The following is a 24725-nucleotide window of genomic DNA, read 5'->3' as shown; positions in this document are numbered from 1 at the left end:
TTCCTCCCATTTGTCCTACTTTTCATTTTATCCTCGGAGTATCAGCTTATCAATTGTCTTTTTGTTTAGGTTATTTATGTGTTTAACATAATGCCTAATAAACTGGAAAACCTAGATGAAAAGGAGGTTTAATTGAGATGAAGTTAAAAAAGATATTATTCATGTTACTCATGAGTTTTTCTCTTTTCTCTTTAACAGGTTGTGGTCGTGATGAAGAGCCTGAAGAAGGGGAAAAGATTGAAGATGTGGAAGAAGAAGATGAAATCGGCGATGACGAGGTAGATGATGAATAAAGGGTAGGGTTTCAACCTGACGTAATTTAGAAGACCAAATCACATACGATATGGTCTTTATTTATTCGTATCCCATCCAAAGTAGAATGGGTAGTTATTTGTCATTTTATGATAAAATAGGTTGAAGATTGTGAAAAAATGTAACTTCATACTAGACAAAAATAAATCTTGGAGAACAATAAATGGATGTTTTACTACTAGCGATTGAAAGTGTCTTAACCATGCTTCTGTTAATGGGGACGGGGTATTATTTATCAGCACGAAAATGGTTTACGACCGAGAATTCAGGTCTGATTGCAAAATTAGTTACGAATTTTGCATTACCGGCAAATATGCTTTTCTTCATAATGACGGATTTTTCAAAAAGCAAGTTAATTCATTTAGCTCCTGGATTAATTATACCGATTGCTTCTATCTTAATTACGATGTGTATATCTTTCGGGGCTGTTCGTCTTTTAAAGGTAAAGGAAGGCCGGAAAGGTACTTTTTCTTCAATGTTTTTTAATTCAAACAGTATCTTTATTGGAGTTCCATTAAATTTTGCCTTGTTCGGACCAGAAAGCTTACCATTTGTTCTCCTCTACTATTTTGCCAATACCTTTTTCTTTTGGACATTAGGGGTACAAATGATTAGTAAAGATGGTTTGGATTATGACGCAAGTCAAAATTCTTTTTCCTCGGGTCTAAAAAAGATTTTAAATCCGCCGCTGATTGGATTTTTGCTCGCACTAATTTTATTATTACTTAATGTTAAATTACCAGGCTTTTTAATGTTTTACTTTGAATATTCAGGGAGTTTAGTAACGCCGCTGTCCATGCTTTTTATTGGAATTTCCATTTTCTTCACAGGAATTACTTCAATAAAGTTTTCAAAAGACATGGCCGGAATTTTAATAGGGCGCTTTGTGATTGCACCAGGAATCATGGCGTTGTTGGTTTGGTTTTTACCGATTCCTTTACTTATGAAACAAGTATTTATCATGCAGGCGGCCATGCCTGTTATGACCAATGCACCCGTGGTAGCAAAAGTGTATAAAGCGGACTCAAAATATGCAGCTCTGATGGTGACAATTTCTACGATTGCTTCGTTATTTATTGCTCCAATCTGGATGCTGATCGTTCAACTGATCGATTAGTAAAAAGCGCTCAAAGTACTTTCAATTTCTCTAAGCGTTATTTTCTACCAAGTGCTAAAAAAAGAATCCAAGGGAAATTCCCTTGGATCTTTTTGTTTATGAAATAGGTAATCTATTTTCTATTTATAAAGCGTAAACCTGATGTACAATGCGGATGAACATCTACCTGTAACTTTTTGTATTCCTTTTCTAATTGTGCTAGAGATAATTGAAAAAGACTTGTTTTGTCTACTCTATAGACACCATACGTAATAAGTTTGTTAATTAATTCTTTACGTCTTTTCTCTTCATCGTATTTAACAATTTTACCCATTCAATTTCTCCCCTTTTCATTCTAGTTATAAAAAAATCCTGCCGTATATTTAATGAATTTAACTTCTGATTGTCCAGTAATTTGTGTTATGTTTCTATACTAATACTATAATACATATTAATCCGATTAGTCAAGTGGGAATTAGGGGTAAAATCTAATAAGGAAATCATTGTACTTTGCAGAGAATACAAAAAATAGGAAATGGCAGTGAAAGCCATTTCCCATTGACGTTACGGCAGGATATTCCCTGCAGCACGATAAATACTATACCATTCTTCACGCGTTAGATGAATTTCGCTTGCCTTTATACAATCCTTCAATCGGTCCACATTCATCGTCCCAATGACTGGCTGCATTTTGGCCGGATGACGGAGCAGCCAGGCGATGGCGATGGTGGTATTGCTTACTTCATATTTTGCAGCGATTTCATCGATTTTCTGATTTAATTCAGGAAATTTTTCACTGCCAAGGAAGACACCTTCAAAGAATCCGTATTGGAACGGAGACCAAGGCTGAATTGTAATATCGTTTAATCTGCAAAAATCAAGCACACTGCCATCGCGATCAATCGCTGATTCATTCTCCATGTTTACATTAATGCCATTAGAAATCATGTTGGCGTTGGTAATACTCAATTGCAACTGATTGGCAACAAGCGGCTGCTTTACGAATTTCTGCAACAGCTGGATTTGCAGCGGTTTTTGGTTGGATACACCAAAATGACGCACTTTTCCGGAACTTTCAAGGATATCAAACGCTTCCGCTACTTCCTCAGGCTCTACCAAAGCATCTGGGCGGTGCAGGAGTAAAACATCAAGATATTCTGTGTTTAAACGTTTTAAGATCCCATCCACGGAATTCAAAATATGCTCTTTTGAAAAATCAAACATTCCCTTGCGAATGCCGCATTTTGATTGCAGAATGATGTTCTCGCGTATTTCAGAATTCATATGTATGGCATCTGCAAAAATTTCCTCACTTGTACCATCGCCATAGATGTCAGCATGGTCAAAGAAGTTGGCACCCTCCTCTAAAGCTGCTTGAATAAAGGTTTCGGCTTCTTTCTTTTCAAGCGACTTCATGCGCATACAGCCGACTGCTACTACAGGCACTTCTAATTCAGTGCTGCCTAGTTTTATTGTTCTCATCACTATGACCTCCATTTTTGGAAAACTTTTCTTCTTCTATTTTGGCACATTTGCAGGGCAGTATCAAAATTTATGAATATGGCTGTGAAGGTGCTTGAGGACAAATCTATTAAGAGCCATGAGAAGATTCGTCCTCAAGCAAGGGTATTGAGGACAAATCTAGTAAGAGCGATGAGAAGATTCGTCCTCAAGCAAGGGTATTGAGGACAAATCTAGCAAGAGCGATGAGAAGATTCGTCCTCAAGCAAGGGTATTGAGGACGAATCAAGTAAGAGCCATGAAAGGATTCGTCCTCAAGCAAGGTGCTTGAGGACAAATCTATTAAGAGCCATGAGAAGATTCGTCCTCAAGCAAGGGTATTGAGGACTAATCTAGTAAGAGCGATGAGAAGATTCGTCTTCAAGCAAGGGTTTGAGGACAAATCTAATAAGAGCGATGAGAAGATTCGTCCTCAAGCAAGAGTATTGAGGACAAATCTAGCAAGAGCGATGAGAAGATTCGTCCTCAAGCAAGGGTATTGAGGACGAATCAAGTAAGAGCCATGAGAGGATTCGTCCTCAAGCAAGGGTGTTGAGGACAAATCTAGTAAGAGCCATGAGAAGATTCGTCTTCAAGCAAGGGTATTGAGGACAAATCTAGTAAGAGCCATGAGGAGATTCGTCCTCAAGCACGGGTATTGAGGACAAATCTAGTAAGAGCGATGAGAAGATTCGTCCTCAAGCAAGGGTATTGACGACAAATCTAGTAAGAGTATTGAGAAGATTAGTCCTCAAGCAAGGGTATTGAGGACAAATCTAGTAAGAGCCATGAAGAGATTCGTCCTCAAGCAAGGGAATTGAGGACAAATCTAGTAAGAGCCATGAGAAGATTAGTCCTTAAAAGGATGTATTGAGGACTAAGTCTCCAAAAATATATAAAAATGCCAAAAGTTTAAGAAAAGAACCGTATAAAAAAATGATTTGTTCCCCCTTCACCCCGAGGCGTCTTTTTTATGCCTTTTTGTATCAAAAATAATTGAATTGCTGCATGTACTAGAGCCGCGTAATCTTTAAGTGCTATAATGGATTATTCCTATTTGTGAATAATTGTAAGGGTTTTCCTAACTCTTTTGTAAAGGAGGGTACCATGCTTTTTTCATTACGAAATCGGTTATTATTTATTTTTACATTTTTACTAACCATTCCATTTGTTATTCTTTCAATAATGATTCCTAGCTTTTTTACATCTGAAATTCGCGCGCAGACACAAGAGTTGACGATAGAAATGATGGATCAGTTTTCGCTTTATGTTGATTCCATCACCACACAGGCAGAGGATTTAGGAAAGCAGGTGCTGGTTAACCAGACCACACAAGAATGGCTGAGATTAAATAGACAAGGTGCTGAGAAGGAAGAAATTGATTCATCGATGAACCAGCTTAGACAGGGGCTTTCCTCGATAATGATTAACAATTCTAATGCAATGTCCATTTCCGTGCTGCTTGATGATGGAACGGGGACGTGGGGAAATCATTCTACCCTTCATGAAACGGATTGGTATCAAAATTTTACCCAAAATAACCAGATGTATGTTAAATCACATTTAGATCCTTTTCAGCAAAGTCATGAAATGCAAGTGAAGAAGGTTAATAGCTATATTCTTCCCCTTATTGATACCAATACGATGATTTCAGCAGGGGTCATTAAGGTGAATTTTCCTTCGGTTTTACTTGAAGCGGCTTTAAATAAAATCAAAAAGGGACAAAACGAGCATACCTATTTGTTAAATCAGTACGGTGAAAATGTTTTATCAGGGAAGATAAAGACCCCAAGTTTGATCCTGCAGCAAAGTTTGAAACAAATAACCGCTAGCGATGACCAAGAAGGGCTGATTGAGGCTTCTTATCAGAAGGAAAGGTATCTGGTTTTCTTTCAAAAGCTGCCAGTTGGTGATTGGATTTTAATCAGTGAAGTGACGGAGTCCGAATTGTTCGCAAGGGCCAATCAGTTGCAGCAGAACCTTTTGCTGACGAGTGGAATCCTTTTTGTCCTAACGATAGTGGCTTCGTTTCTCCTATCAAACACGATTACAGGGCCTTTAGGAAAACTAGCGAAAGCGATGGGATTAATCGAACGGGGGGATTTTTCAGGGGCAAAAGTGCTGCTTCCTGTCATCAAATCACAAAATAATGAAGTAGATTACCTTATCGACGTTACTAAACATACGATTGGCCGATTACAGGATTTAATTGAAACAGAATATGAAGCTAATTTACGCCGGAAGGATGCGGAATACAAGGCCTTATTATTACAAATAAATCCTCACTTTTTAAATAATACCCTTGAAATTATTGGAAGTTTAGCACTTCAAGAGAAAAATAGAGAGGTCATGAATGTCAGCGTTTATTTAGGAAAGATGTTGAGATATTCATTAAATACAAAAAGCAATAGTGTACCGTTAGGTGAAGAAATAAACTATATCAAAAGTTACACGAACATACTAAAGTTGAGATATGAAGACATGATCACGATACAAATGGATATTGACCCTGACACGGTAACGCTTCCCATCATTAAGTTCATTTTGCAGCCGCTTGTAGAAAATGCTGTAAAATATAGTTTTAGTGAAAAGACGTTTGCAGATATTTTTATTAAAACTGAAAAGGTTGGAAATCAGATCAGCATATCTGTTGAAGACAAAGGCATAGGGATGTCAGAAGAGATGATTTCAAACTTACAGCAAACCGATGAAACATTGACTGTATTGGAAAGCAAAGGGAACAGCATTGGGCTAAGAAATGTCCTTGGACGATTGAAGCTTACCTATGGAAATGACTTTTCATATCTTATTGAATCTCAAAAAAATGAAGGTACTAAAATTACACTGCTGATTGATTTAAAAAGGGGGGATAGACAGGATGAAGGTATTAATCGTGGACGATGAGATTCAAATTCGTAAAGGATTACGCCTAAAGGTCGACTGGGAAGAGGAGGGCTTTCAACTTGCGGAGGAAGCTTCAAATGGGAAAGAAGCTCTCGAAATCCTCCGAACCAAAGATATCGATATGGTGATTACGGACATGAGAATGCCGATCATGGATGGGGTGGAATTGGCAAAACGCTGCCATCAAGAGTTTCCTAATGTAAAAGTCATTGTCTTATCGGGTTATTCTGATTTTGAATATGTTCGGAACTCACTTCAACAGGGGGTTAAAGACTACTTACTGAAACCTGTTGCCCCTGATGAATTAGTAGAAGCATTGAGAAAAATACGGAAAGAAGCAGAGGACGAGAAAAGAAAACGAGTTGAATTTGCACATATGAGCCGGATCGTTCATTCTCATTTACAAGAATCGCAGGAACAATTTATCCTTCATTTAGCAAAAGAAGAAGGTTTACAGCTTCCGAATGTGACGGAAAGGCTTCAGCAGCTTCAGTTAGAAGAACTGGCAAATGAAAATGGAAAAGTACAGTTTATAACAGTGGAAATAAGAGAAAATAGCGATTCCAACCGACTAGAGGAACTAAGGCTTCCATTTCAAATGCTGTGTAAGGAAATCGCTCAACAGCAGGAAGCAACTTTTGTGTTTACGGATCCAAGTTACCCTAATATGGTTCAATTTTTAAAGTTGTTGGACTCTAATTCTCTTTCAACTGACCAGTTTGTTCAAGAGATTCAACAAAATGTTAACAAGTTATTAAGATTAGAAACAGTCATTGGTATAGGAACGATTGTGGTTGGACTTTCGGAATATAGGAACGGCTATATCTCTAGTCTACTTGCTTGGAGCCAAAGTCAACTTGGGTCTAAGTCTCAGATCATCGATCAAACTGTCGCAAGTGAAGAAGTATTTGATTTTTCTCCAGATTTCGAGAAACGGATAACAAATTCTATTGAAAACCTCGACTTTGCTGCTTTTAAAGATAATTTACGGATGGTTCTTGAAAGCCCCGAAGGTCGTTCTGTTATGTCGTTTTCATTTGCGGCCACCCAAGTGTTATTTATTTTAGGTTCCTTAGCCAAAAAGTATGATGTCGAGACGAGAGACATTCAAAATACAATCTGGAATTGCCAACAAAATATATGGAAGCTTTACTCACAACATAAAGTAAAAGAAGATTTGATTGAATTAGCCTCGTTAATCATTGAAAAAGTTCGTCTTGCTCGTTTTTCCAATAAGACATTAATCGATAGTATCCGCCATTATTTGGACCAGCATTATGCAAGTGAAATATCGCTTACTACCTTATCCACGTTATTTCACATTAATAGTGCCCATTTATCAGAAACCTTCAAACATCATGTTGGCCAGAACTTCAGTGATTACCTGGTTTCCTTGAGAATGGACAAGGCCAAACAATTGCTAAAGGATAAACAGCTGAAAATCATTGATGTCAGCAACTTGGTAGGTTTTTCAAATTCAGGTTATTTTAGTACGGTCTTTAAAAAACACTTTGGACAAACACCTGTTGAATTTCGTAACTCGATAGGGGAATAGGCTGCGAGGGAGGACGGTGATAAGGTGAAGAAATGGATAGTGGTGATCCTACTTTTTAGCTTGGCAGGTTTTTCCCTTTTTTATTATTTACCATTATCAAGTGAAGGTCCGGATAAAGAGAAACCGGTAAAACAAATCGAGTTGACCTTTTTACGGAATTTGGGGAATCAAGCGTTTAATCAAGCCTATGAAGAGGTAATTGCAGCTTTTGAAGCAGCACACCCCCATATTAAAATTAATATGCAATCGATGCACTGGGGAAACGAATACGAATTAAGGCTGCGTACGGAACTGGCAGCAGGAAATCATCCCGATATTATGGCCATTGATAGTCCGAACTTGGCTCTATATGCAAACTCCGGTTCCCTATTATCGATAGATTCTTACATGAAAGAGGAAGGGAATATTGAAGATATACCTAAAGTGGTACTAAATGGTTTAACCTATAAGGATGAAATTTACCTTGCTCCTATTGTGGAATCGAGTATTGCCTTATTTTACAATATGAATCTTTTCAGGGAGGCGGGGATTCCTTTTCCATCTGGGGATCCGAACCATCCCATGACGTGGGATGAAGTACTGGAGGCTGCGAAAAAAATCAACAATCCAGCAAAAGGCGTAATAGGGATAGACCCTGCCCAAGGATTTAATGTGGGAGAAGGCCCTGCTTACTTTAAGATGCCGATTCTATGGCAATTCGGTGCAGATATTATTAGTCCAGATGGAACAACTGCTGACGGATATATCAATTCTAAAGAAGCATTAGAAGCCTTGCAATTTTATCAAGATTTATATCGTAAGCATGGGGTAGCAGCGGTTGAAATGCCTCCGGCTCCTTTCGAAAATGATAAGCTTGGGATGACGATATTGGGTTCTTGGGCAATATCGGAATTGCAACAAACTCCTGGTTTTGTTCTAGGAGAAGATTATGGGATTGCCCCGCTTCCTAAGGGGAAAAATCAGGTTGTCCCTAATGGCGGCTGGGCACTAGGGATATCAGCTAAAACGAAACATCCGGATGAAGCCTGGGAATTTGTAAAATTCGCTACAGGGTATGAGGGAGCTAAAATATTCGTCGACATCACGGGAGATTTACCTGCAAGATATTCAGTTGCAAAAGATTTTCCTGAACTCAATGAATATCCGAAAAATATCTTTGTCCAGCAAGACCAAAACTACTCGAAAAATCGGCCGGTAACTCCAGCCTATCCCGTCATCAGCGAAGCCATTAAAGAGTTGTTTGAGGCAGTAGGTAAGAATGGAAAAGACGTTGGAATTGCGGCGAATGAAGCAGCGGAAAAGATTAATAATGGTTTAAAAGATATTAAATAGGTCCTCTAGTTTAGTAACTAGGGGATTTTGTTATGTATATGAGCTTGAATTCATAGTGTACACGTGCTTGAGGACAAAACCTTTCGTGTAACTACTCAGTTTGTCCATATGGAGGGGTATTGAGGACAAAACTAGCGAGCGGGCCAAAGAGGATTCGTCCTCAATCAGGGGTATTGAGGACAAAACTAATGAGTGGGCAAAGGGGATTCGTCCTCAAGCAGGGGTATTGAGGACAAAACTGGCGAGCGGCCAAAGAGGATTCGTCCTCAAGCAGGGGTATTGAGGACAAAACTAGTGAGAACCCAAAGAGGATTCGTCCTTAAGCAGGGGTATTGAGGACAAAACTAGTGAGCGGCCAAAGGGGATTCGTCCTCAAGCAAGGGTATTGAGGACAAAACTAGTGAGCGGCCAAAGGGGATTCGTCCTCAAACAGGGGTATTGAGGACAAAACTAGTGAGCGGCCAAAGAGGATTCGACCTCAAGCAGGGGTATTAAGGACAAAACTAGTGAGAGTCCAAAGAGGATTCGACCTCAAGCAGGGGTATTGAGGACAAAACTAGTGAGTGGGCAAAGAGGATTCGTCCTCAATCAACCGTATTGAGGACAAAACTAGCGAGCAGCCAAAGAGAATTTGTCCTCAAGCAGGGGTATTGAGGACAAATCAAGTGAACCAACCAACCCCCAGTTGTAACGATAAGATATGTCTTCAATCAATCAATCTACAAAATACCGAGAATATAAAAATATCCTTAAGACAATGTCTTAAGGACAAATTTTCAAAATAGAACATGCTGCATGTTACTCATAAAAGGCCCATTGGCCAAGGCCAGTAATTTTAAGATTCTTTCCCAGAACTCTGCTTATTCTTTTCCTAGAATCGATTATGCCACACCATTCATAAATAATGTTTGTCGTAATTTTCCGCTCCGGAAACAGAAGCTTGAATTCCTCTACATTGCGCATAACCGCAACTGTTACCAGTTCTATACATCCACATTTATCACAGATCAATTTCTTCCCGACTATCGTCACGGTAAATGAGTCACATTTGCAGCAGGTCATCCCTTTTTTCATGTTCTCATACTTATAAGCAGGAAGCTGGATATTAGGTGGGACTATTTGATGTAAGGAAATGAGTTGGTCCGCTAGGGTTTTATGCGATTGATTGAGCCGTGATGGCTTCTGGTCTAATTTTTTCATAAAGGTGTCAAGCTGGGTTGGAAGTACAAAAGGAAGGTCAGGTGGAGTTTGATATAACGTAAACTGGGGGTTAATGAAAATAACGTATGCTTCAACGATTAGTTTACTTCCTAACGATTGAAGAAGATTGCTCAGCAGTAACTTACTTCGTTTTAGCTGGTCTAGCGGGTTCTGGAAATCTCGTCCGCTGAGTGACTTAAAATATTCAGCGTCATAAACGTACTCGCCTTCGAAATTTTTCACATCAAAAAGGGAATAGGTGTCTTGAAAAATAAGAGATGAATCCAGTTGGAAATTTGACTTGTTATTCACAAGCTGTAAATCGTTCAAAATATGGCAGCTACGCTGAAGTTTTTCCGTCAATCCATCAAACTGAACTTCCCCTTGAAAACCTTTTTCTTGGTTTTGATAATACCTCTGATCATCCTCGGTTAATTTCTCTCGTTTATTCAAAACTCTTAAAACTTTTAATACCATTGATACACTTCGGGCTTTGTATGGCATATCCCACATCCTTTCTACTTCCCATCATATCGAAAAAGAAGAGTGAAAGCGATGTCAAACTCCCGAAAATTTTAAACTACACGAACCAAAAATATTAAACTCTTCTTTTTCTTCTCTTTGTTATATTTAACCTATGTTGAAAGTGCTTTCAGCAGATTATGTGGATAGGAGGGTAAGAGAGTGGAAGAAATAGTAAAAGCAGAGCAAGTCATGCCGGTTCATTCAAGTAAACCTACCAAATTAAGCAGGAACCTTCAATATATCAAAAAGAACTATATTCTTTATTTGCTTATTGCTCCTGCCGTGATTCTTACAATTATTTTCAAGTACATCCCAATATACGGGGCAACGATTGCCTTTAAAGATTTTAGTCCAGTAAGGGGAATTGCGGGAAGTGAGTGGGTAGGTTTTAAACATTTTACAAGTTTCCTAACATCTCCAAATTTCATGGAAATCCTGATGAACACGATTAAATTAAGTTCATTTGAACTGTTAATCGGTTTTCCGATTCCGATTATTTTGGCCTTGATGTTAAATCAGCTGAGAAAATCGAGTGTGAAAAAGAACATTCAATTAGCCCTTTATGCACCACATTTCATATCCGTGGTTGTCGTTTCAGGAATGGTCTTTCTTTTTCTATCACCGGTAGGTCCTGTAAATGCGTTGTTATCAACCTTTTTGGATAAGCCGATATCATTCATGTCGGACCCTGATTATTTTAGATCCATCTACATTTGGTCGGGAGTTTGGCAAGGAGCAGGCTGGGCTTCGATTGTTTATGTGGCCGCACTTGCAAATGTTGACCCGCAGCTTCATGAGGCCGCAACCCTTGACGGTGCTTCACTCCTACAACGAATTTGGCATATTGACCTTCCAACACTGAAACCAGTTATGGCGGTATTGTTCATCCTGGCAGCTGGAGGAATCATGGGGATTGGTTTTGAAAAAGCGTATCTTTTGCAAACATCGATGAATTCGCCGTCATCAGAAATTATCGCCACCTATGTGTATAAACGAGGACTGTTGGCAGGGGATTACTCGTTTGCTACGGCTGTTGGATTATTTAATGCTGTTGTGAATGTCTTTTTACTCGTGTTTGTCAATCAAGTAGTTAAAAAACTAAACGAAGGCGAAGGACTCGTTTAAGGAAGGAGGAAACGTATGAACAACAGAATCAAACACCCAAAGGGCGACCGAATCCTGCTTCGAATCAATAATATTCTATTAATGATTATCGTCCTTGCCATTGTCGGACCACTACTGTATGTATTTCTGTCGTCTTTCTTAGAACCGAATGCGATCATTCGAAAAGGACTTTCGCTGCATGCTTCTGATTGGTCATTAGAAGGCTATAAGCGGCTCTTTACGGATGACACCATTGTGAGAGGGTTTTTCAATTCACTCCTATATTCAACTGGCTTTACGATTGTGACCGTAGTTGTTTGCCTCTTTGCGGGTTATACGTTATCGGTAGATGGGTTAGTTGGTAAAAAGGTATTTATGATTTTCTTCCTATTTACGATGTTTTTCGGAGGAGGCTTAATTCCGACGTATTTTGTTATTCGAGATTTAGGAATGCTGAATACGATTTGGGCAATTATCCTGCCAGGTGCAGTGAATGTCTGGTTTATTATTCTCGCTAGAACGTACTTTAAAGCGGTTCCGAATGAGTTGAAGGAAGCGGCGCGAATTGACGGCGCCTCTGATTTGAAAATTTTCTTTAAAATCATTTTACCTTTATCAAAACCGATTATCTTTGTTCTCGCATTATATGCCTTCATTGGACAATGGAACGCCTACTTCGATGCCATGATCTACCTGGATGATCGAGAATTACATCCACTGCAATTAGTCTTGCGTTCGATTCTAATCCAAAACGAGGTACAGCCTGGAATGGTTGCGGATGTAGAGGCTCGAAACGAGTTGATGAGAATCTCAGAAATGATCCGTTATTCCTCGATTGTCATCGCAAGTTTACCGTTATTGATTATGTACCCATTCTTCCAAAAGTATTTTGAAAAGGGAGTAATGGTTGGTTCTCTTAAATAAAAAAAGTGAGGGATTATGATGAAAAAAAAAATGTTTACAACCGCTTCAGCACTACTGCTTTCAGGTTCTCTACTACTAACTGGCTGTACAAATAAGAGCGGCGGCAGCGAAAATTTCTCTTCTAAGGATTATGGGTTAACAGAAGTAACCTTCCCATTAAAAGAGGAAAAAACATTAAAGATTATGACATCAAGTTCACCATTAGCTCCTGAAGATCCAAATGAAAAGTTAATTTTTCAACGCTTGGAAGATCAAACGGGTGTGAAAATTGATTGGAGAAACTATACGACCGATATCTTTAATGAAAAAAGAAATTTAGCCATCGCTAGTGGTGAGCTTCCAGACGCAATCTTTAATGCCGGTTTCAGTGATTATGAACTATTAAAGCATGCGAAGGATGGAGTAATTGTACCGGTTGAGGATTTAATTCAGTATATGCCAAATTTACAAGCAGTTCTTGAAAAAGCACCACAGTACAAAGCCATGATGACGGCACCTGATGGCCATATCTATGCGTTCCCGTGGATTGAGGAGTTAGGTGAAGGAAAAGAAAGTATTCACTCCCTGGATGCGTTCCCTTGGATCAATATGGAATGGTTAAATAAATTAGGATTAGATGTTCCGAAAACAACAGAAGAGTTAAAGCAAGTATTAATCGAGTTTAAAACACAAGATCCAAATGGCAATGGCGAAGCGGACGAGATCCCAATGTCATTCATTATTAATGATGGCGGACAGGACCCACATTCCTTATTCGGTGCCTTTGGTCTAGGTGATAACTGGGATTTCACCGTTGTCACGAATGATGGAGAAGTAAAACTTACCGCGGCTGATGATAGCTATAAAAAAGCGATTAGCTGGTTTAATGATTTATACAATGAAGGATTAATCGATATCGAGGCTTTTGAACAAGATTGGAATACCTATCTTTCAAAAGGCCGGGACAAAAAGTATGGTTTATACTTCACATGGGATAAAGGAAATATCACAGGAATGGGCGATGATTACGATTTGTTAGCTCCATTAAAGGGACCTGAAGGGCATCAAAATGTTGCGAGAACCAATGGAATGGGATTTGATCGTTCACGCTTAGTGGTGACGTCAGCAAATAAAAACCTTGAATTAACGGCGAAGTGGATTGATCAGCTTTATGATCCGTCTCAATCTGTACAGAATAACTGGGGTACGTATGGGGATGAAAAGCAACAAAACATTTTTGGAATGGACGAGGCTTCAAAAATGTTAAAACATCTTCCGTTAGAAGGGACAGCACCAGTTGAGTTGAGAGAAAAAACATCTGTCGGCGGGCCGTTAGCGATCTTAGACAGCTACTACGGTACTGTGACAACCAAACCAGATGATGCAGCATGGAGATTGAACTTAATGAGGGAAGTTATGGTTCCCTACATGGAAGCTGAAAATATTTACCCGCGTGTCTTCTTCTCACTTGAGGACCTTGATCGAATTTCCGTGATCGAAACAGATTTGTTTGCTTATATTAAGCGAAAGCGTGCGGAATGGATTGCCAATGGCGGCGTTGAAAAAGAATGGAATGATTATTTAGCAGAATTAGATCGCCTTGGACTACAAGAGTGGTTAGATATTAAACAAAAGGGTTATGACCGAAATCAAGAATAAGCAGAAAAAGGCTGTGAAGCGGTTGGACATGCGTACAGCCTTTTTCACTAGTATTGAAAAAGGGAGAGGGAAAAAATGGCACAAACATATAAAGAGCTGCACCGGCCGCAATTTCATTTTTCACCAGAGGAAAACTGGATGAATGACCCGAATGGAATGGTCTTTTTTAATGATGAATATCATTTGTTCTATCAATACCATCCTTATGGTACTACCTGGGGACCCATGCATTGGGGACATGCGGTTAGTAAGGATCTGATTCACTGGGAGCACCTGCCAATAGCGTTATATCCTGATGAATTGGGGGCGATATTTTCAGGAAGCGCGGTTGTCGATTGGAACAACACAACAGGATTTTTTGAAAAAAATCAACCTGGTTTGGTTGCGATTTATACAAGTGCTGGCACCTATCCGGATTCTGACCGGCCGCTTCAGCAACAAAGCTTAGCGTACAGTAAGGATAATGGCAGAACGTGGGTAAAATATGAAGGAAATCCTGTTCTTTCCGACGTTGCCATTACCGATTACCGTGATCCGAAAGTGTTTTGGCATGAGGAATCCAAAAAATGGGTGATGGTGCTGGCAACCGGCCAAACGATTACGATTTATACTTCCCTTAACTTAAAAGAATGGGAATTTGCCAGTGAATTTGGACATACTGCCGGTTCACATGATGGTGTGTGGGAATGCCCTGATTTATTCAAACTGACAGTAGATGGCGGCCAGGAAAAGTGGGTAATGATTGTCAGTATCGGTGATAACGGTCAGTCCGCAGAAGGTTCGAGAACACAATATTTTATTGGTGACTTTGATGGAAAGACGTTTGTGAATGACTATGACGATACGACGATACTATGGTTAGATTACGGACGGGATAATTATGCAGGTGTAAGCTGGTCGGATATCCAGGATGGAAGACGTATTTATCTTGGATGGATGAGCAACTGGCGCTATGCGAACCAAGTGCCAACAGGAGTGTGGCGAAGTGCGATGACCTTACCAAGAGAATTAACATTAGCTTCTACAGCAGATGGAATTCGATTATTCCAAAAAACTGTTGCTGAAGTTGTGTCGATCCGGAAAGAAACGAAAAAGTATGCAGAAGAAGCAGGCACTATTCCATTACCATCTTCATTAATGGAGATCAATATTGAGTTTGAAAAAGAAAGTTCAAACCAATTTGGATTTGTCATCCACCATTCTGTGGAAGAAAAAACGGTGATAGGTTATGACGCCATAGCAGAAAAGTTAGTTGTGGACCGAACGAAGTCGGGGGATCATCGCTTTTCGACATCCTTTCCAGCTATCCAAGAGGCACCGTTAAAGTTGAATCATCAACGGTTGAAGCTCCGGGTATTCTTGGATACTTCATCTATCGAGGTTTTTGCCAATGATGGGGAGGTCGCAATTACTAGCTTATTTTTCCCAAGTGAAGGTAGTAAAGAACTTTCAATATTTTCAAATGAAGGAACCACCAAGCTGCTGGATGTCACCTTAACTGAACTCGATTCAATTTGGAAATAACCAGTTAAAGCTCTAACTATTGTCATTGGTTAGAGCTTTATTTTTATAATAGGAGGGTGTTTAGAATGAATGCATCAATTTTATGTATGGGTGAATTATTGATTGATTTTTTCTGTACCGATATCGACATTAGTTTAATGGAAGGCAAAAATTTTGAAAAACAAGCCGGAGGAGCACCTGCAAATGTGTGTGCAACAATTGCCAAGCTCGGTGGTACAGCACAATTCTGCGGTAAAGTCGGCAACGATCCATTTGGACATTTTTTAAAAAAGGCATTGGATGACGCACTGGTGGATACATCAATGATCGTGCTCGATGATGTACATCCGACGACCTTGGCTTTCGTATCCTTGCAAGCAAATGGCCAACGAGATTTTGTCTTTAATCGCGGCGCAGATGCTTTTTTAGTAGAAGAAGAGCTTGATCACGATAAGCTTAACAACGCTGCTATTCACCATTTTGGCTCTGCGACTGCTTTATTAAATGATCCGTTTCAATCGACCTATTTTGCGGTCATGAGAAAGGCAAAAAATAACGGAAAATTTATTTCGTTTGATCCAAATTTCCGGAGTGACCTTTGGAGAAACAGAGAGGTTCATTTTATTCAATTAGCCAAAAAGGGCATTGCCCTAGCGGATTTTGTAAAAGTCAGTGATGAAGAATTGCACATTATTTCAGGCAGCAGTGATTTAGCGGCGGGAACTGCTGCTCTGCATCAATTAGGTGCCAAAGTGGTTGCAGTCACGTTAGGAAGTAAAGGAACGTACCTATCTAATGGCTACCGCAGCGAGATAATCCCAAGTGTAAAAGTAAAATCGATTGACTCGACGGGAGCTGGGGATGCTTTTGTAGGCGCAACGCTTTACCAGCTGGCAAAAATAAATCCAGCATTAGAAGATTTTGAAGCGCTTAAAAACATTATTTCATTTAGCAATAAAGTAGGTGCGCTTGTTTGCACCAAGGTAGGGGCAATTTCGGCGATACCAACTTTAGATGAGATAAAGTGAGTAATCGTTTTATTAGGAGTTCCTTTTTATTAGGAATCATTTAATACAGAACCATATTTATTAACTTTGTCATAAGCATAACCAACCTTTACGAGGGGAATATAGAGTAGATTAGCCGTTCAATCTTCCGTCACATCATTTCAAACAAATTGTGAACTTAACACTATGACCATGTTATTAATGATTGAAATCCAATATAGTGTAAATATAGAGAACAGGTTAGTTTTGAAAGGCGGAATGTCTTATGTTTAATAAACTTTTAAGAGAAAGTAATGTCTCATCAGTTATTTTGACTGTTATCCGTTTATACCTTGGCTATGCTTGGTTTACAGCGGGTTTTGGAAATTCACTGGCGGCTTTGACGCTTCTGGATTCCTGAAAAATGCCATAGCAAATCCAGTAAAAGGTCCAGATGGCAATATGGTGTACGGCTGGTATGTAAATTTCTTAGAAAGCTTTGCGCTACCAAACATCGATGTCTTCAACTTCATCGTTCCTTGGGGCGAAACATTAATCGGCTTAGGACTTATGCTTGGATGTTTAACAACAGCAGCGATGTTCTTTGGTTTAGTGATGAACTTTAGCTTTTTCTTAGCTGGTACAGTATCTCATAATCCAACAGACATTTTCTTAGGATTCATTCTTTTAACAGCTGGTTACAACGCTGGCCGCATTGGTTTAGACCGCTGGGTGGTACCATTTATCCGCAAAACATTTGCAAAAAGTAATGCGAAAGCAACGGCATAACAAATAGTAACATGATTCGTCCCCAGCGAATCACGAATATAGATAGCAAAAAAGACGATTCGTTCCCCCGCGAATCGTCTTTTCTAATGGAGGGAAATCAGCATCGCCGATATAATTCCATTAACGCGGATATATTCAGTTTAACGCAGATATATTTCATTTAACGCAGATATAGCTCTTTTAACACAGATATATCACGTTCAAGGTAATGAGAAAAAAGGAAGGGGAGTCCCCTTCCTTCCTATTATCGTACAGCGACAATAAACTTTCGTTTATACAACCAAGATCCCACCATAAAGGACAGTGCGCCCCAAATAACTAATACGCCAATTCCAAACCAAAGTGTACTTGAGAACAATCCTGTTTCATATACCATACTATCTCTCAAGCCCTCGGCAAAATAGGTGAGAGGCAGGAGATTGGATATCGGTTGGATCCAATCCGGCATCGTTTCAATCGGAAAGAAAACGCCGCTCAAAAACATCATGACAAAGCTGACAATGTTGGCAACTCCCATATAAGCATTTTGTGTCGTGCTGAAAGATGAAAATAAGTAACCTAAAGCATTGAAGGAAAGCGCTCCTATTAAAAAGACGATGATCAGGCTTGGGAAATTAATAAAGAGATTTGCACCAAAGAAGAAAACTCCGATTAGTGATAATAGAAGGATTTGAATAATACTGAATAACAGCCTCATGACCATATCGCTTAGGCCAAATATCCCCATTTTTGCAGGTGTCATTCGAAGTCTTTTGATTAAGCCTTTGCGGCGCATTTCGACTAAATCCACCATACCGAACATCCCGCCCTGCGCAATCGATAAGGCAATCATTCCAGTTAATAGGAAGTCTGTATAGTTTAATTCATTCGTTCCAGATGTAAGTGATTCAAATTGAATATCAAAGGTAGGTGCTGCCCCTACAACGGATAAATTAGCTTGTTGAACCATTTTATCGAGAATGGCAGATAACGCTTGAGTGGTCGCCCCGCGCTCATCTTCCTTGTTTACCAAAAGTACAAACGAGGTGTCATCTGCTGACGCTGGCAAGACAATCGCCGCATCCACTTCCTTGTCCTTTACCCATTGCTCAGCGGTATCACGACTAACCGGTTTATCTGTTTTTACCTCAAGAATGGGCAGTTGAGTGATTTGTGTTACTAGCATTTCGGAGGTCGGATTAGGGCTTTCGGCTACGATTGCAATTTCGGATTGAAATTCGTCATCTGAACTTCCGCTAAAAATAACCATAAAGATGACCATTAAGATAACAGGGAAGAAGATTCCCCAAAACCAAGCTTGTTTTTCACGAAGGGTCAATTTTAAATGTGCTCCGAACATCTTTTTAAATTGGTTAAAATTGTTCAATCTAATCCCTCCATTCCTTACCAGTAAAGGCAATAAAGACATCCTCTAAGCTCATTTCGCGGATGGAGACTTGTTCCACTTGATAATTCCTTTCCTTTGTAAATTTAAATAAATCCAGGAGGGTATCCTCCGGTTTAATCGTCCAAAGCTTTAATACAGCACCTTCAAGCTGGGTTCGGGATACAGAATTTAGATGGTTTGCGAAAGCGACAGCCTCGTTCGCAGCTTCTTCACTGTCAAGAAAGGCCAATCGTACTTCTCGTTCTTTTGTTAATTTTTCAATTAGTGCAGCCGGGGTATCGATTGTTACAATGTTTCCTTGGTCAACAATACATACCCGATCGCTTAATTTTTCTGCTTCTTCCATATAATGTGTCGTTAGAATGGTGGTCTTTCCTAGCTTTTTGAGCTCGAGAATGATATCCCAAATATGCCGGCGAGCCTGAGGATCAAGTCCAGTAGTCGGTTCATCAAGGAAAATAATATCGGGATCGCTGATCATCGCCAGTCCAATCGCAAGCCTTTGGCGCTGACCGCCTGATAGTTTTTTTACTTGATTTTTCCGGTGTTCCGTAAGATTTATTAGTTCTAAAATCTCGTCAGTGGGACGCGCCTTTTCATAGAAGGTGGCAAAAAGATCTAAATTTTCTTCAGGGGTTAATAAGTCAAACATGGCACTAGCTTGGGGCTGAACACCAATCTTCATCTTTATGGCAACACCATGATGGCTCCAGTTCATTTCGCCAAAATGGATTTCGCCGTGTTCAGGTGTTACCAATCCTTCAATCATTTCAAGCGTGGTCGTTTTTCCTGCACCATTTGGTCCAATGATGGTGAACACTTCTCCAGCTTGGACGGAGAAACTAATATCCTTCACAGCGATAATATTTCCAAATGATTTTTGAAGATTTTTTACTTCTAAAACGTTCATGTTCTCTCCTGCCTTTCCCTTGGGACCTCAGACTATTGCCCTGTTTTTCTATATGTTCCATTTAAGAAAATCATTCGAACTTTATGCATAATTCATATGAATGATAGCTGTTCAAACTTCCGTCAAATCATTTCAAACAAACTGTGAACTTAACACTATACCCATGTTACTAACCGGCAAAATCCAATATAGTGTAAGTATAAAGAGTAAGTTAATTTTGAAAGGCGGAATGACCTATGTTTAACAACTTTTTAAGAGAAAATAAAATCTCAGCAGCTATTTTAACAATCATTCGTTTATACCTTGGATACGCTTGGTTCACAGCAGGATATGGGAAACTCACAGGCGGATTTGACGCTTCAGGATATTTAAAAAATGCGGTAGCAAATCCAGTAAAAGGTCCAGATGGCAGCATGGTGTACAGCTGGTATGTAAACTTTTTAGAAAGCTTTGCGTTACCAAACATTGATATCTTCAACTTCATCGTTCCTTGGGGTGAACTATTAATCGGTTTAGGTCTTATGCTTGGATGTTTAACAACTGCAGCGATGTTCTTCGGATTAGTCATGAACTTCAGCTTCTTCTTAGCCGGAACTGTATCTCATAACCCAACAGATATCTTCTTAGGGTTCATCATCTTAACAGCAGGTTACAACGCAGGAAGATACGGTTTAGACCGCTGGGTCGTACCATTCATCCGCAAAACAGTTGGAAATAGCAAGGCAAAAGCAGCAGCATAACTGATAGTAGAAAATCAATGATTCGATTCCTCCTCGAATCAACGATATAGCAGCAAAAAGACGATTCGTTCCCCCGCGAATCGTCTTTTTATCGGTTGAAATTATCTTTGCAGATAAATCCCGTTTAACGCAGATATAAATCGATTTAGGCAGATATAATCCCATTAACGCAGATATATCACTATCAAGTAAATTTCAATAAGGAAAGCAGACAAAATTCATCACAATCTCCCTAAAAAAAAGGAATTCAGAAGTGTTTGTTGAAATAATAACGCCTAACCCTGCAAAAATGAAGGAGATTACATAAATATGATAATTGCACAACCCTTTCAGGAAAAAATCGTCAACGCCTTTGGCCCCGATGGAAAGTCCTGGTTAGAGTCTTTAGAACAAACCGTCAATACCTATTTGAAAAAATGGAATCTTACCAATGAAGGTCCTGTTGAGAATCTTTCCTATAATTATGTCATAAAAGTAACCGATCCTAAGGGAACACCGTTAATCCTAAAGCTCGGTGTCCCGAATTTTGATACGCGAAATGAGATGATAACATTAAAGGCGTATGATGGAAACGGCTGTGCCAAGCTGTTGAAGTCTGACCCGGAAAATGGCGTTATGTTGTTAGAGCGGCTCGTCCCTGGAAGGATGCTGTCTGTAGAAAAAGATGAAAGGCATGTTACGGAAACATTTATCAAGGTGTGGAAAGCCATTCGCAGACCTGTCCCAAACGAAACGTCTACCCCATCCCTGACACATTGGTTTGAGGGGCTTCCTCGGTATCAGAAAAATTTCCCTAAAGGTCCAATACCTCAAGAACATATTCAGTTAGCAGAGGACTTTTTCCAACAGGTGATGGATTTATCTGATGGTCCTGAACTGCTCCATGGCGATCTGCACCATGAAAACATACTGTATTCCGAGAAGCAAGGCTGGATGGCGATTGATCCAAAAGGAGTTGCAGGGGATCCATACTTTGATGTTGTTTCCTTTTTGGTGAATCAATTAGAGTCAAAGGCTGATCCCAAAAGCCTCCTGAAGCTTCGAGTCGATATAATTTGTGAACAGCTGGGTCTTGACCGGCAACGCTTGTTAAAAGCTGCAGTGGCTTTAGGGACACTTTATGCTTGTTGGGGGATTGAGGACCAAGCTGATTGGGAAACCTCTTATCAATGTGTGAATTGGTTTAAAGAATTTCTCGAATAGTGGTTCTAAAAAGGCGATTCGACTTACGAAACGCCTTTTTGCACTTCCGCCATCTAAATAAAGAATGATATAAGCCATTTCTAAATAGAGTAATAATAACTCAATCTATGAATGGTGGTAATGTAATGGAGGAAGTAACCATTGACCCTTTTATCCATGTGCGTATGGTGAAAAGTTTTGAATATGATCCCACAGGTAAAAGGATAAGCTTCATTTCTGATTTTACGGGATTACCGCAGATATGGGAGCTCGACCGAGGTGACAGGTGGCCAGCCCAAACTTCTTTCTCGATGAAGGGGATTACCTTTATCAAATATATTGCGAATACATCGGACCTTATTATTGGGATGGATAGTGATGGCGATGAAAAGGAGCAATTGTATTTATTAAAGGAGGGTAGCGAAAAAATCGCGCTGACAAACTCTCCTGAGCATCTTCATTTGTTTGGCGACAGCTCACCCGATGGAAAATGGATTGCCTGGTCGAGCAACCGACGTAACCAGGAATTTTTAGATATCTATATTCAAAATTTAGAGACATTGGAAATCCGGCTTGTTTTCGCCGCCAATGGAACGTATTTAGTTGAAAAATGGTTTCCAGATGGAAATTCCTTATTGGTTAAAAAGGCAAACTCGCCCCTTGATCATGATTTAGGGGTATTTTCACTTTTAACGGGCGAAATGGACTGGATTACTGGGCATAAGGGGGAAGCAAGCTATAAAGATTTTCATTTTAATAAAACTGGCGATCATATTTATCTATTAACTAATCAGGACAGCGAATTCTATGGACTCGCATTCATTCAGATAGCCAGTAAACAATTGACTTGGCTTGAGCAGGGAGAATGGGATTTTGAAAACCTCGTCATGAATAAGGATAAAAACAAGTTAGCGTTTTCGATGAACGAAGGGGGGATTTCAAAAGGATATTTAGTGGACTTGGACCGTACTCGCCTTTATACGTGGGCAACGCCATTGGGCGTGATCATGAATCTCAGATTTTCCCCTGACCAGCAAAAGGTCGGATTTGTACTGAATGGGCCTGCACTTCCTTCGGATATATGGGAGGTTGAAATCAGTACCATGCAGGCGCATCGGCTAACGTACATTTCCCGTACACCAATTTTGAAGGAAAAATTAGTGGAGCCCGAACTCATCGCCTACCCATCTTTTGATCACCTTGAAATACCTGCCTTTTACTACAAACCCAAGCAGCCGAAGGAGAAATCTCCGGTTGTTGTCTATATTCACGGTGGGCCAGAAAGTCAAACGCGTGCGGTATACAGTCCTTTTTTACAATATTTCTTAAACGAAGGATATGCGGTGGCGGCACCAAATATCCGCGGCAGCACAGGTTATGGAAAAACATACACGCATCTTGATGATGGCCGAAAACGAATGGATGCGCTCAAGGATATTATCTTTTTAGTACAATGGCTAAAACAAACAGGGGAAATTAATCCCGATAAGATAGCCATCGTTGGTGGCAGCTACGGGGGATTTATGGTTCTTGCTGCCATTAGTCATTATCCGCATTTGTGGGCAGCTGCGATTGATATTGTTGGTATGTCGAGCCTGAGGACGTTTTTAAAAACAACTAGCCCATGGCGGAAAAAGCTGAGAGAGGCTGAATATGGAACGATTGAAAAGGATGGGGAGTTTTTTGATCAAATTGATCCCCTGAATCATGCTGATAAAATTAAAGCCCCATTACTGGTTATACATGGAGTGAATGACCCGCGTGTTTCGGTCCAGGAATCCGAGCAGATTGTCGAGAAACTAAAGGCACGAAATCACCCTGTTACCTTTATTCGTATCGAAGAGGAAGGACATACGATGGTGAAATTAAAAAATAAAGTAGATTCCTATGCGAAGATGGCTGAATTTCTTCAACAATACTTAGGAAATGATTCTGTTTAGGGATGATTTCATAGGATAATAGTATGGTTTTGAAATTTATTTCTAAACAGAACAAATGTTTTGTTGTAAGATAAGGAGAGTGATATTTGAATTGGGGTGTAATCAACAATGAATGGTACAGCACACGCAGCAATTGGCGCTGCAACAGGATTTATCGCAGCCAACACGTTTCAAACCTCTCCTTCTGAGACCCTTTTGTTTGTCGGATTAGGAGCCGTTTCGGGATTAATGCCCGATCTTGATATTGATGGAAAGCTTCGCGGCAAAATTACCTTATCCCATAAAGTCATTCGGATGGCTGCACAGTTGATAGGGATCTTGATGATTTTTTATAGTTTATATGAAGGCAGCGCGACAGAGAAATGGCTTGGCTTCGGGATTGGATTAGGGATTATGGTGATTTCAGGATTCATCAAACAAAAGCATATGTTAACGATCACAGGAATCGCAGTACTGATAGGAGGCGTCTCTTTATCGGAAACATGGCTGATTCTGCTTGGGGTTTATATCATCATCGCGTCCTTGACTTCGCACCGCAGCTATACCCATTCGATATTGGGCGTCATATTCTATGGGATTATCGCATCGAAGCTAGAAATATCCATCGGGATTGATGGTGTCTTCTACACTTGTCTAGCTGGGTATATTAGTCATTTAATAGCAGATCTAAAAATACTGCCATTTAATAAACGGGGGATTAAGCTGTTATTACCTGTTTCTTCGGTAGAGTTATAGAAACGGTGCCGGGGTTCGAGTGACCGTAGGTAACGGTCACTCGAAGCAATTTATAGCAACCGATATTTAGAAGTAGGAATCCCTCCCTGCCCCCTGCCATGATCGCCTAACTGTTTACTTCTGGGAAAACAATTAAAATATAGCAGAATCTTCTGGTATAATGTTAATGAAATACTTGATACATAGTTAGGAGAGAGAAGATTGGAAGCTTTTTTTGGATTCGCAATCAATATTATCATTACGATTTATTTGGCGATTGATGCTAAAAAGTATGGCAAAAGCCCTGTTCTTTGGGGGATTTTAGGTTTCGTTTTTGGAGCCATTGCGTTAGGAATCTATTTAATTAAGACGGATCGCAAAGTGATTGGCTGGATTGTTACCATTTTAAGTATTATTGGATATTTAGCTTTTATCCTGCTCGTAGGCTTAGCAATTTTAGTTGCAATAGCAGGATTTTCTTGAT

20 protein-coding genes and 1 pseudogene are annotated in these 24725 nt (G+C 39.8%); 16 read left to right on the top strand and 5 right to left on the bottom strand.

Going from position 1 to position 24725, the window contains the following annotated elements:
• The first annotated feature begins 137 nt into the window (after nucleotides 1-137).
• Together AC2TFD_RS26830 and AC2TFD_RS26825 are read left to right on the top strand one after the other, a co-directional pair.
• Nucleotides 138-293 carry a hypothetical protein gene (locus AC2TFD_RS26830; RefSeq protein WP_484674302.1) on the top strand — a complete coding sequence of 52 codons (156 nt, stop codon included), beginning with the start codon at nucleotides 138-140 and terminating at the stop codon, nucleotides 291-293.
• Between the two features lie 182 nt (nucleotides 294-475).
• Nucleotides 476-1429: an AEC family transporter gene (locus AC2TFD_RS26825; protein WP_484674301.1), complete on the top strand. Its 954-nt coding sequence runs from the start codon at nucleotides 476-478 to the stop codon at nucleotides 1427-1429.
• 112 nt (nucleotides 1430-1541) lie between these two features.
• Here AC2TFD_RS26825 and AC2TFD_RS26820 read toward each other — a convergent pair whose 3' ends face one another.
• A complete protein-coding gene (locus AC2TFD_RS26820) occupies nucleotides 1542-1742 on the bottom strand; it encodes a Fur-regulated basic protein FbpA (protein ID WP_335517937.1) in 201 nt (66 codons plus the stop codon).
• A 230-nt stretch (nucleotides 1743-1972) separates the two neighbouring features.
• A complete protein-coding gene (locus AC2TFD_RS26815) occupies nucleotides 1973-2890 on the bottom strand; it encodes an aldo/keto reductase (protein WP_484674300.1) in 918 nt (305 codons plus the stop codon).
• A 1125-nt stretch (nucleotides 2891-4015) separates the two neighbouring features.
• Between AC2TFD_RS26815 and AC2TFD_RS26810 the strand changes: the two genes are divergently transcribed.
• The 3 genes from AC2TFD_RS26810 to AC2TFD_RS26800 are packed head-to-tail and all read left to right on the top strand — an operon-like array spanning nucleotide 4016 to nucleotide 8699.
• Nucleotides 4016-5812: a sensor histidine kinase gene (locus tag AC2TFD_RS26810; RefSeq protein WP_484674299.1), complete on the top strand. Its 1797-nt coding sequence runs from the start codon at nucleotides 4016-4018 to the stop codon at nucleotides 5810-5812.
• Complete coding sequence (locus AC2TFD_RS26805) at nucleotides 5787-7367, top strand: response regulator transcription factor (RefSeq protein ID WP_484674298.1); 1581 nt, start codon at nucleotides 5787-5789, stop codon at nucleotides 7365-7367. The genes AC2TFD_RS26810 and AC2TFD_RS26805 overlap by 26 nt, the downstream gene beginning before the upstream one ends.
• Nucleotides 7368-7391: 24 nt before the next feature.
• A complete protein-coding gene (locus AC2TFD_RS26800) occupies nucleotides 7392-8699 on the top strand; it encodes an ABC transporter substrate-binding protein (RefSeq protein ID WP_484674297.1) in 1308 nt (435 codons plus the stop codon).
• Between the two features lie 798 nt (nucleotides 8700-9497).
• Here AC2TFD_RS26800 and AC2TFD_RS26795 read toward each other — a convergent pair.
• Nucleotides 9498-10403 (bottom strand): nuclease-related domain-containing protein, encoded by a 906-nt coding sequence (locus AC2TFD_RS26795; protein WP_484674296.1) that lies wholly within the window; start codon nucleotides 10401-10403, stop codon nucleotides 9498-9500.
• A 210-nt stretch (nucleotides 10404-10613) separates the two neighbouring features.
• Here AC2TFD_RS26795 and AC2TFD_RS26790 point away from each other — a divergent pair, with 210 nt between their 5' ends.
• The 6 genes and pseudogenes from AC2TFD_RS26790 (at nucleotide 10614) to AC2TFD_RS26765 (ending at nucleotide 17368) form a co-directional block, all read left to right on the top strand.
• Nucleotides 10614-11549, top strand: a complete 936-nt coding sequence (locus AC2TFD_RS26790; protein WP_484676367.1) for an ABC transporter permease — start codon at nucleotides 10614-10616, stop codon at nucleotides 11547-11549.
• A gap of 15 nt (nucleotides 11550-11564) precedes the next feature.
• Nucleotides 11565-12452, top strand: a complete 888-nt coding sequence (locus tag AC2TFD_RS26785) for a carbohydrate ABC transporter permease (protein WP_484674295.1) — start codon at nucleotides 11565-11567, stop codon at nucleotides 12450-12452.
• Between the two features lie 15 nt (nucleotides 12453-12467).
• A complete protein-coding gene (locus tag AC2TFD_RS26780; RefSeq protein ID WP_484674294.1) occupies nucleotides 12468-14090 on the top strand; it encodes an ABC transporter substrate-binding protein in 1623 nt (540 codons plus the stop codon).
• Nucleotides 14091-14165: 75 nt separating this feature from the next.
• A complete protein-coding gene (locus AC2TFD_RS26775) occupies nucleotides 14166-15614 on the top strand; it encodes a glycoside hydrolase family 32 protein (protein WP_484674293.1) in 1449 nt (482 codons plus the stop codon).
• A gap of 65 nt (nucleotides 15615-15679) precedes the next feature.
• On the top strand, nucleotides 15680-16621 hold the full coding sequence (locus AC2TFD_RS26770; protein WP_484674292.1) for a carbohydrate kinase family protein: 942 nt from the start codon (nucleotides 15680-15682) through the stop codon (nucleotides 16619-16621).
• 244 nt (nucleotides 16622-16865) lie between these two features.
• Nucleotides 16866-17368: pseudogene (locus AC2TFD_RS26765) on the top strand (DoxX family membrane protein).
• 244 nt (nucleotides 17369-17612) lie between these two features.
• Here the strand turns inward: AC2TFD_RS26765 and AC2TFD_RS26760 are convergent.
• Both AC2TFD_RS26760 and AC2TFD_RS26755 read right to left on the bottom strand, forming a co-directional pair.
• Entirely contained in the window at nucleotides 17613-18734 is a 1122-nt protein-coding gene (locus tag AC2TFD_RS26760; protein WP_335568714.1) for an ABC transporter permease, read from the bottom strand.
• A 1-nt stretch (nucleotide 18735) separates the two neighbouring features.
• On the bottom strand, nucleotides 18736-19665 hold the full coding sequence (locus AC2TFD_RS26755) for an ABC transporter ATP-binding protein (RefSeq protein ID WP_484674291.1): 930 nt from the start codon (nucleotides 19663-19665) through the stop codon (nucleotides 18736-18738).
• Between the two features lie 236 nt (nucleotides 19666-19901).
• On the opposite strand from AC2TFD_RS26755, the gene AC2TFD_RS26750 reads away from it, so the two are divergent.
• From AC2TFD_RS26750 to AC2TFD_RS26730, 5 genes are all read left to right on the top strand, one after another.
• Nucleotides 19902-20405 (top strand): DoxX family membrane protein, encoded by a 504-nt coding sequence (locus tag AC2TFD_RS26750; protein ID WP_484674290.1) that lies wholly within the window; start codon nucleotides 19902-19904, stop codon nucleotides 20403-20405.
• A 309-nt stretch (nucleotides 20406-20714) separates the two neighbouring features.
• Complete coding sequence (locus tag AC2TFD_RS26745) at nucleotides 20715-21608, top strand: aminoglycoside phosphotransferase family protein (RefSeq protein WP_484674289.1); 894 nt, start codon at nucleotides 20715-20717, stop codon at nucleotides 21606-21608.
• Nucleotides 21609-21733: 125 nt separating this feature from the next.
• On the top strand, nucleotides 21734-23527 hold the full coding sequence (locus tag AC2TFD_RS26740; RefSeq protein ID WP_484674288.1) for a S9 family peptidase: 1794 nt from the start codon (nucleotides 21734-21736) through the stop codon (nucleotides 23525-23527).
• Between the two features lie 108 nt (nucleotides 23528-23635).
• Nucleotides 23636-24262 (top strand): metal-dependent hydrolase, encoded by a 627-nt coding sequence (locus AC2TFD_RS26735; protein ID WP_484674287.1) that lies wholly within the window; start codon nucleotides 23636-23638, stop codon nucleotides 24260-24262.
• Between the two features lie 201 nt (nucleotides 24263-24463).
• Entirely contained in the window at nucleotides 24464-24724 is a 261-nt protein-coding gene (locus AC2TFD_RS26730) for a hypothetical protein (protein WP_335514754.1), read from the top strand.
• Nucleotide 24725 lies beyond the last annotated feature (1 nt).

The sequence above is a fragment of the Neobacillus sp. plas4 genome (assembly GCF_057221695.1).
Note: the sequence above shows the minus strand (reverse complement) of the source record. Positions and strands in the feature narration are given on the sequence as shown.

Excerpts from the sequence above, each read along its gene's own strand:
- AC2TFD_RS26735 (WP_484674287.1), top strand. The coding sequence starts at position 23,636 with ATGAATGGTACAGCACACGCAGCAATTGGCGCTGCAACAGGATTTATC.
- AC2TFD_RS26830 (WP_484674302.1), top strand. The coding sequence starts at position 138 with ATGAAGTTAAAAAAGATATTATTCATGTTACTCATGAGTTTTTCTCTT.
- AC2TFD_RS26805 (WP_484674298.1), top strand. The coding sequence starts at position 5,787 with ATGAAGGTATTAATCGTGGACGATGAGATTCAAATTCGTAAAGGATTA.
- AC2TFD_RS26795 (WP_484674296.1), bottom strand. The coding sequence starts at position 10,403 with ATGCCATACAAAGCCCGAAGTGTATCAATGGTATTAAAAGTTTTAAGA.
- AC2TFD_RS26740 (WP_484674288.1), top strand. The coding sequence starts at position 21,734 with ATGGAGGAAGTAACCATTGACCCTTTTATCCATGTGCGTATGGTGAAA.
- AC2TFD_RS26750 (WP_484674290.1), top strand. The coding sequence starts at position 19,902 with ATGTTTAACAACTTTTTAAGAGAAAATAAAATCTCAGCAGCTATTTTA.
- AC2TFD_RS26790 (WP_484676367.1), top strand. The coding sequence starts at position 10,614 with ATGCCGGTTCATTCAAGTAAACCTACCAAATTAAGCAGGAACCTTCAA.
- AC2TFD_RS26745 (WP_484674289.1), top strand. The coding sequence starts at position 20,715 with ATGATAATTGCACAACCCTTTCAGGAAAAAATCGTCAACGCCTTTGGC.
- AC2TFD_RS26810 (WP_484674299.1), top strand. The coding sequence starts at position 4,016 with ATGCTTTTTTCATTACGAAATCGGTTATTATTTATTTTTACATTTTTA.
- AC2TFD_RS26825 (WP_484674301.1), top strand. The coding sequence starts at position 476 with ATGGATGTTTTACTACTAGCGATTGAAAGTGTCTTAACCATGCTTCTG.
- AC2TFD_RS26785 (WP_484674295.1), top strand. The coding sequence starts at position 11,565 with ATGAACAACAGAATCAAACACCCAAAGGGCGACCGAATCCTGCTTCGA.
- AC2TFD_RS26815 (WP_484674300.1), bottom strand. The coding sequence starts at position 2,890 with ATGAGAACAATAAAACTAGGCAGCACTGAATTAGAAGTGCCTGTAGTA.
- AC2TFD_RS26780 (WP_484674294.1), top strand. The coding sequence starts at position 12,468 with ATGATGAAAAAAAAAATGTTTACAACCGCTTCAGCACTACTGCTTTCA.
- AC2TFD_RS26770 (WP_484674292.1), top strand. The coding sequence starts at position 15,680 with ATGAATGCATCAATTTTATGTATGGGTGAATTATTGATTGATTTTTTC.
- AC2TFD_RS26775 (WP_484674293.1), top strand. The coding sequence starts at position 14,166 with ATGGCACAAACATATAAAGAGCTGCACCGGCCGCAATTTCATTTTTCA.
- AC2TFD_RS26820 (WP_335517937.1), bottom strand. The coding sequence starts at position 1,742 with ATGGGTAAAATTGTTAAATACGATGAAGAGAAAAGACGTAAAGAATTA.
- AC2TFD_RS26755 (WP_484674291.1), bottom strand. The coding sequence starts at position 19,665 with ATGAACGTTTTAGAAGTAAAAAATCTTCAAAAATCATTTGGAAATATT.